This is a genomic window from Curtobacterium sp. B8 (assembly GCF_000333315.1).
GTDB lineage: Bacteria > Actinomycetota > Actinomycetes > Actinomycetales > Microbacteriaceae > Curtobacterium > Curtobacterium luteum.
The window spans coordinates 1-6,866 of sequence record NZ_BACW01000041.1 but is presented as its reverse complement, the minus strand read 5'-3'; the positions used below and the strand labels follow the sequence as shown (position 1 = coordinate 6,866).

Below are 6,866 nucleotides of genomic sequence, written 5' to 3'. Positions count from 1 at the left end.
GAGGCGGAGGCCCCGGCCGCTGCCGAGACCCCGGCCGACGACGCATCCGAGACGACCGAGGCGTAATTCCTTGCTCGAATCCGCGCTGACGCACCTCGTCAAGGGGATCGTCGATCACCCGGACGACGTGCGCGTCGCCAGTTCCACCTCCGCGCGGGGCGAGGTCCTCGAGGTGCGTGTGCACCCCGAGGACCTCGGCCGCGTGATCGGTCGCGCCGGACGGACCGCAAAGGCGCTCCGCACCCTCGTCTCGGCTCTCGCCGACGGCAAGCGGGTGCGGGTCGACGTGGTCGACACCGATTCCTAGGGAGACGACCCAGCTCCGGGTGGGTCGCATCACGAAGGCGCACGGGCTCAAGGGCGGCATCAAGCTCGAGCTCTACACCGACGACCCGGATCGTCGGTTCACGTCCGGAGCGACGTTCACGCTCCAGGTCCCGGATGACTCCCCGTGGTCGGGCAAGACCATCACGCTGGACGAACTCCGCTGGTACAACGGCCACCCCGTCGCCTTCTTCGAGGGCATCGAGGACCGCACCGCTGCTGAGACCCTCGCGCGGGCGATCCTCTGGGTCGAGCAGGACGCCGACGCCGAGACCGGCGAGGACGACGCCTGGTACGACCACCAGCTGGTCGGCCTGCGCGTCCTCCGCGACGGCACCGAGGTCGGGACCGTGGCCCGTGTGGACCACCTGCCTGCGCAGGACCTCCTCGCCATCGACACCCCCGAGCGCGGCGAGGTGCTCGTGCCGTTCGTCTCGGCCATCGTCCCCGCCGTCGACATCGCGGCCGGCACGATCACGGTGACGCCGTCGACCGGGCTGTTCGAGGACCCCGAGTACACCTCGCGCCCCGAGACGGTCACGCCGACCGACCAGGGGTAGGCGCGTGCGCATCGACATCGTCACGATCTTCCCCGAGTTCTTCTCGGTGCTCGACGTCTCACTGCTCGGGAAGGCCCGGGTCGACGGTCTGCTGGACCTGCACGTGCACGACCTGCGGAACTGGACGACCGACCGACACCGCACCGTGGACGACACCCCGTACGGCGGGGGAGCGGGCATGGTCATGAAGCCCGAGCCCTGGGCAGAGGCGCTGTCGTCGATCCTCCGCGAGGACGGGTCGTCGACGCTCGTCGTGCCCACCCCCGCCGGGACCCCGTTCACGCAGTCCATCGCCCGTTCGCTCGCGGCGACCTCGGAGCACCTCGTGTTCGCCTGCGGGCGCTACGAGGGGATCGACGCCCGCGTGTTCGAGTGGGCTGCCTCCCGCTGCTCGGTCGTGGAGCTCTCGCTGGGCGACTACGTGCTCAACGGTGGCGAGGTCGCCGCCATGGCCATGATCGAAGCGGTCGGGCGGCTCGTGCCCGGCGTCGTCGGCAACCCCGAGTCGCTCGTCGAGGAGTCCCACGAGGACGGCCTGCTCGAGTACCCCTCGTACACGAAGCCCGCGTCCTGGCGTGGCATCGACGTGCCGGACGTCCTGCTCAGCGGGCACCACGCCCGCGTCGCCGCCTGGCGGCACGACCAGCAGGTGGAGCGCACGCGGCGCGTGCGGCCGGACCTGCTGCCCGACGCGGAGCGCGCCGAGTAGCCGCCTTCGCGCTGGCCCGAGTCTCGGGCTGCGCGACACTCCTCGCGCCCAGCTGCCCGAGGAGTGTCGCTCACCGCGAGTCTCGGGGCGTCAGCGGTGCGGTTCGGTGCTGCGCACCGTCGGCCTGGGAGGCGCGGTGCCAGGCCGCACCGTGCCTCCAGGCCGTCGTCCGGTCGTGTCCTCGACCCGGCCGCCCGGCGTGACTGAGTCTCGGGCAGGGCGACAGTCCTCGGGGCTGGCGTCCCGAGGACTGTCGCTGCGCGCGAGTCCCGGGGTGGGTCGGGCTGCGCCAGCCTCGCGCTGTGCGCGGGGCTCGAGGCGCGTCAGGCGGACGCCACCTCGCGCTGGGCGCGACGCAGGGTCAGGACCTCGGGACCCGCGTCGGTGACGGCGACCGTGTGCTCGACGTGCGCGGCGCGCGAGCCGTCCACGCTCTTGAGCGTCCAGCCGTCCTCGTCCTGGACCAGCTCGTCGGTGCCCTGCATGAGCCAGGGTTCGATGGCGACCACGAGTCCCGGTCGCAGCTTCAGCCCGCGCCCGGGGCGTCCGGCGTTCGGGACGTGCGGTTCGCCGTGCATGGTCCGGCCGACGCCGTGCCCGCCGAACTGCGTGTTGACGTCGTAGCCGGCGTCGTGGGCGACGTGGCCGATCGCGTACGAGACGTCGCCGAGCTTGTTGCCGACGCGGAACTGCTCGATCCCGGCGGCGAGGGCGGACTCGACCGTCGCGATGAGTCGCTGGTCGTCCTCACGGGGCGTCCCGACCTGCACGGTCACGGCGGAGTCGGCGACCCAGCCGTCGAGGCTCGCGGCGAAGTCGAGGCTCACCAGGTCGCCGTCGACGAGCACGCGGTCGTACGGCAGGCCGTGCAGCGCGGCGTCGTTCACCGAGGTGCAGAGGTGCTTGCCGAACGGGCTCTTCCCGAAGGACGGGTGGTAGTCGACGTAGCAGCTCACCGCCCCGCGCTCGCCGATCATCCGCGCGGCGACGCGGTCGAGCTCGAGCAGGTTCACGCCGACGTCGACCGTGTCGAGGAGTACGTCGAGGACGTCGGCGACGAAGCGTCCGGCGGCGCGGAGCCCGTCGAGTTCGGCGGGCGTGCGGAGTTCGATCATGGGTCCATCCTGCCGGGAGCGTCCGTCGTTTTGTGTCCTGCTCCCGGTGTGGCAAGATGGGACGCTGTGCCCTGGCTGGACTCTGCCACGGGGGAGTCGCCGACACCGGGCACAACCACACACGTTTCCGAAACCGATCCGCGGCGACCCGTGCGCGTCCGCAGAGAGTGAACCCATCATGAGCCAGCTCCTCGACCACGTCGACGCAGCATCGCTGCGCACCGACGTCCCCGACTTCCGTCCCGGCGACACCATCAAGGTGCACGTCAACATCATCGAGGGCACGCGCTCGCGTATCCAGGTCTTCCAGGGCGTCGTCATCGCGCGTCAGGGTCACGGCCTCGGCGAGACCTTCAAGGTCCGCAAGGTGAGCTTCCAGGTCGGCGTCGAGCGCTGGTTCCCGGTGCACTCGCCGATCATCGACCACATCGAGATCGTCACCCGCGGTGACGTCCGTCGCGCGAAGCTCTACTACCTGCGCGAGCTGCGCGGCAAGGCCGCCCGTCGCAAGATCAAGGAGAAGCGCGACGCCTGATCGCCTTCACAGTGGGTGGCCGCGAGCCGGACGCCGCTGACGGGCCCTCGTCCATGTACGGTTGTGCGTGGACGAGGGCTCTTCCTTTTCCCGGCGTCCTCGGGTCTCCCGGTGTCGGCTCCACCAGGTGTCGGCACCTGCCGGCATGACCGGGTGGAGGGCCGCAGTCCGCCGGGGGAGCCTGCACGATCGAGAGTGGAAATGACGGACACGACCAAGGAACCGGGGCTCCGGCCGCGCTCGGGGAAGAAGCGGAACGGTGTCCTCACCTTCCTCCGTGATCTCCTCATCATCTTCGTCGCGGCGCTGCTCGTGTCGTTCCTCGTCAAGACCTTCCTGATCCGGTCGTTCTACATCCCGTCGGCGTCGATGGAGAACACGCTGCAGATCAACGACCGTGTCATCGTGAACGAACTCGTTCCGGACGTCGTGTCGCTCAAGCGCGGTGACGTCGTGGTGTTCAAGGACCCGGGCGGCTGGTTGACCGGGTCGGACGTCCCGAAGGTCGCGCCGACGACCCCGGTCGGCAAGGCCGCCGACTGGGTGCTCACGCAGATCGGCCTCGGGACCGGTGACAGCGACGACCACCTGATCAAGCGGGTCATCGGACTCCCCGGCGACACCGTGTCGTGCTGCAACGACCTCGGGCAGATGTCCGTCAACGGCGTTCCGATCAAGGAGCCGTACCTCAAGCTGCCAGCGGGGGCCCCGGCTTCCGCGACCGACTTCTCCGTGACCGTGCCGAAGGGCACCATCTGGGTGATGGGCGACAACCGCAACGACTCGAAGGACTCCCGGTACAACGGTGACACGCCCTCGAAGGGCTTCGTGCCGCTGTCCGACGTCACCGGCCGCGCGTTCGTGATCTCCTGGCCCACCAGCCGGTGGACCTGGCTGAACGACTACCCGGACGTGTTCGCCGGCGTGGAGGAGCGGGACCGGTGACCGCGGTCCGCCCCTCGCTCCGGGTCGAGAAGCGGCTGCTCGGCTCCGGCCGCGTGACCGTCATCGGGATGGACGAGGTGGGCCGTGGCGCGATCGCGGGACCGGTGGCGGTCGGCGTCGCCGCGGTCACGGTCGACGTCGGTCGGGTGCCGCAGGGCCTCGCCGACTCCAAGCTGCTCTCCGCGTCGCGCCGGGACGCCCTGGTGCCGGTCGTGCAGCGCTGGGCGCCGACCGCGGTGGGCATGGCGTCAGCCGAGGTCGTCGACCGGCAGGGCATCGTGCCGGCGCTCGGACAGGCGGGAGCCGCAGCACTCGCGCGGCTGGTGGCGGGCGGTGTCTCGCTCGACGGCGCCGTGGTGGTGCTCGACGGGTCCTTCGACTGGCTCAGCCGCGCGGTGCCGACGGCGCTCCTGGCCGGTGTCGACCCGCTGGACGTCGTCGTCAGGGTGAAGGCGGACCGGGACTGCGCCTCGGTCGCTGCGGCGTCCGTGGTGGCGAAGGTCGCCCGAGATGCGCTCATGGTCGCCGCGCACGAGGACGCTCCGCACTACGCGTGGGCATCGAACAAGGGCTACGGCTCGACCGCGCACTACGACGGCATCCGGAGCGCCGGTGCGCACGCGCTCCACCGCACGTCGTGGTTGCACCAGGCGTCGAGCGTGGCGCTGGACGGGTTCGAGGGACTCGGCGCGGTCGGCTGAGGCCGAGGCGCGCGCGTCGCGGCGTCGGGGTGGGGCGCCGCTCGCGCGTCGCGGCGTCGGGGTGGGACGGGCCGTCGTGGTCGCCGTAGACTGTGGGACGCGATGGATGACGACGAATTCGACGACTACGACCGCGAGGTCGAACTTGCCCTGTACCGCGAGTACCGCGACGTCGTGTCGCAGTTCCGCTACGTGGTCGAGACCGAGCGACGTTTCTACCTGGCGAACGAGGTCGAGCTCGTCCGCCGGGACACCGAGCATGATTTCTACTTCGAATTGTCGATGACCGATGTCTGGGTGTGGGACGTCTACCGTTCCGACCGGTTCGTGAAATCTGTTCGAGTCCTCACGTTCAAGGACGTGAACGTGGAAGAACTGACCACGCGGGAACTCGAATTGCCGAAGGAACTCGCGCTCGACGAGTGACCATTTCCGGGAATCACCGGCGCGGAAGTGACGGAGTGCATTCCTTTCGGATACCGTGATCGGGAAAGACTTTCCCCGATCAAGGAGTCGCAATGGCACAGAAGGTCACCGTCCAGCTCGTCGACGACCTCGACGATTCGCCCATCACCGCGGGCGAAGGCCGCACGGTCGAGTTCGCGTTCGACGGTTCGACGTACGAGATCGACCTCTCGAACGACAACGTCGACAAGTTCCGTGAAGCGATCTCCGACTACGTCGCCGCCGCGCGCAAGGTGAGCGGACGTCGGTCCGGCGGCGCGACCGCGTCGAAGCCGGCACCGAAGCGCGGCAACTCCGAGGAACTCGCGAAGATCCGCGAATGGGCGAAGGACAACGGCTACGAGGTGTCGAGCCGCGGGCGCATCTCCACGCAGGTGCAGGAGGCCTACGCCGCCGCGCACTGATCCCCTGCCGAAAGGGACCCGGACGATCTCGTCCGGGTCCCTTTCGTCATTCCTGCACAACGGCCATGGCTGAAGTGGTCCTCCACAGCTCTCGATCGTGTCCATCGGACCGATCCGGTGGTGCGTGAACCTGTTCCGCGGAGGCGGACATGGAACACGGAACAACGGCACGACTCGGCGTCCACGGGGAATCCCTCGCGGCGGACTGGCTCCGGCAACGGGGATACCGGATCGTCGAACGGAACTGGCGGTGTGCTCGCGGCGAGGTCGACATCGTGGCGTGGGACGGGGACACGCTCGTCTTCGTCGAGGTGAAGACCCGCGCGGGTGCCGCGACCGGGCACCCGTTCGAGTCGATCACCGCGACGAAGCTGACCCGACTCCGCCGGCTCGTCCCGGCGTGGTTCGATGACCACCCGGACGTCTCCGCTCGAGCGGTCCGGATCGACGCCGTCGCCGTGCACGTCGACGGTCCGCGCAGTGCGGTCGAGCTCGTGGTGGGTGCGCTGTGACCGACATCGGACGAGCGTCGGCCGTGGCGCTGCTCGGGGTGACCGGGCGCCTGGTCGAGGTCGAGGCGCACCTGACCAGCCAGCTGCCGGCGTTCCGGATCATCGGGCTCCCGGACACCTCACTCGGCGAAGCCCGTGAGCGGGTGCGATCGGCTGCGGCGAACGCGGGTTGCCCGTTGCCAGCCCGCCGCATCACCGTCAACCTCACGCCCGCAGCCGTCCCGAAGCGCGGGTCCGGGTTCGACCTCGCGATCGCGATGGCGGTGCTCGCCGGGGCCGGCGCCGCCCCGCGCACGTCGGCACGCACCGTCTACGTCGGCGAGCTCGGCCTCGACGGCCGGACCCGTCCCGTGGTCGGGATCATCCCGATGCTGCTCGCGGCGCGGGACGCGGGCGCGGAGCGTGTGGTGGTCCCCGCGGGCAATCTCGACGAGGCCCGGATCGTGCAGGGCATCGCGGTCGCGGGCGTCGACTCGTTGCGGGCGGCCGCGATCGATGCCGGTGCGACGCTCCCGCCGGTCGAGGTCGAGCCGGTCCGGGTCGCGGTGGGGCCGCTCGACCCAGCTGATCGGCCGGAGCCGGAGCTGGCCGAAGTG

At 70.3% G+C, this 6,866-nt stretch carries 11 protein-coding genes; 10 read left to right on the top strand and 1 reads right to left on the bottom strand.

Features of this window, described 5'->3' with window-relative positions; all coding sequences use genetic code 11:
- Nucleotides 1-70 precede the first annotated feature (70 nt).
- Genes I59_RS01270 through trmD form a run of 3 tightly spaced genes read left to right on the top strand, consistent with a single transcriptional unit; the run spans nucleotide 71 to nucleotide 1,593 of the window.
- Entirely contained in the window at nucleotides 71-307 is a 237-nt protein-coding gene (locus I59_RS01270; RefSeq protein ID WP_022902329.1) for an RNA-binding protein, read from the top strand.
- Nucleotides 308-326: 19 nt separating this feature from the next.
- Nucleotides 327-884: a ribosome maturation factor RimM gene (gene rimM, locus I59_RS01265; RefSeq protein WP_022902328.1), complete on the top strand. Its 558-nt coding sequence runs from the start codon at nucleotides 327-329 to the stop codon at nucleotides 882-884.
- Between the two features lie 4 nt (nucleotides 885-888).
- Nucleotides 889-1,593 carry a tRNA (guanosine(37)-N1)-methyltransferase TrmD gene (trmD, locus tag I59_RS01260; RefSeq protein WP_022902327.1) on the top strand — a complete coding sequence of 235 codons (705 nt, stop codon included), beginning with the start codon at nucleotides 889-891 and terminating at the stop codon, nucleotides 1,591-1,593.
- 323 nt (nucleotides 1,594-1,916) lie between these two features.
- Here the strand turns inward: trmD and map are convergent, their stop codons facing one another.
- Nucleotides 1,917-2,708, bottom strand: coding sequence for a type I methionyl aminopeptidase (gene map / locus I59_RS01255; RefSeq protein ID WP_022902326.1), 792 nt, complete (start codon nucleotides 2,706-2,708; stop codon nucleotides 1,917-1,919).
- Between the two features lie 178 nt (nucleotides 2,709-2,886).
- Here map and rplS point away from each other — a divergent pair, with 178 nt between their 5' ends.
- The 7 genes from rplS to I59_RS18830 form a co-directional block, all read left to right on the top strand.
- Complete coding sequence (gene rplS / locus I59_RS01250) at nucleotides 2,887-3,243, top strand: 50S ribosomal protein L19 (RefSeq protein WP_022902325.1); 357 nt, start codon at nucleotides 2,887-2,889, stop codon at nucleotides 3,241-3,243.
- Nucleotides 3,244-3,444: 201 nt separating this feature from the next.
- Nucleotides 3,445-4,188 carry a signal peptidase I gene (gene lepB, locus I59_RS01245; protein ID WP_022902324.1) on the top strand — a complete coding sequence of 248 codons (744 nt, stop codon included), beginning with the start codon at nucleotides 3,445-3,447 and terminating at the stop codon, nucleotides 4,186-4,188.
- Nucleotides 4,185-4,889 carry a ribonuclease HII gene (locus I59_RS01240; protein ID WP_022902323.1) on the top strand — a complete coding sequence of 235 codons (705 nt, stop codon included), beginning with the start codon at nucleotides 4,185-4,187 and terminating at the stop codon, nucleotides 4,887-4,889. The genes lepB and I59_RS01240 overlap by 4 nt, the downstream gene beginning before the upstream one ends.
- A gap of 102 nt (nucleotides 4,890-4,991) precedes the next feature.
- Nucleotides 4,992-5,315, top strand: coding sequence for a DUF2469 family protein (locus I59_RS01235; protein WP_022902322.1), 324 nt, complete (start codon nucleotides 4,992-4,994; stop codon nucleotides 5,313-5,315).
- A 92-nt stretch (nucleotides 5,316-5,407) separates the two neighbouring features.
- Nucleotides 5,408-5,758, top strand: a complete 351-nt coding sequence (locus I59_RS01230; protein ID WP_022902321.1) for an Lsr2 family protein — start codon at nucleotides 5,408-5,410, stop codon at nucleotides 5,756-5,758.
- Between the two features lie 149 nt (nucleotides 5,759-5,907).
- Nucleotides 5,908-6,270, top strand: a complete 363-nt coding sequence (locus tag I59_RS01225; protein ID WP_022902320.1) for a YraN family protein — start codon at nucleotides 5,908-5,910, stop codon at nucleotides 6,268-6,270.
- On the top strand, nucleotides 6,267-6,866 hold a 600-nt coding region (locus I59_RS18830; RefSeq protein ID WP_022902319.1), incomplete at its 3' end, for a magnesium chelatase domain-containing protein. The genes I59_RS01225 and I59_RS18830, both read left to right, overlap by 4 nt.

What these genes read in the sequence shown, in the direction of transcription:
- I59_RS01230 (WP_022902321.1), top strand. Translation starts at nt 5,408, where the DNA reads ATGGCACAGAAGGTCACCGTCCAGCTCGTCGACGACCTCGACGATTCG.
- I59_RS01235 (WP_022902322.1), top strand. Translation starts at nt 4,992, where the DNA reads ATGGATGACGACGAATTCGACGACTACGACCGCGAGGTCGAACTTGCC.
- lepB (WP_022902324.1), top strand. Translation starts at nt 3,445, where the DNA reads ATGACGGACACGACCAAGGAACCGGGGCTCCGGCCGCGCTCGGGGAAG.
- I59_RS01225 (WP_022902320.1), top strand. Translation starts at nt 5,908, where the DNA reads ATGGAACACGGAACAACGGCACGACTCGGCGTCCACGGGGAATCCCTC.
- rplS (WP_022902325.1), top strand. Translation starts at nt 2,887, where the DNA reads ATGAGCCAGCTCCTCGACCACGTCGACGCAGCATCGCTGCGCACCGAC.
- map (WP_022902326.1), bottom strand. Translation starts at nt 2,708, where the DNA reads ATGATCGAACTCCGCACGCCCGCCGAACTCGACGGGCTCCGCGCCGCC.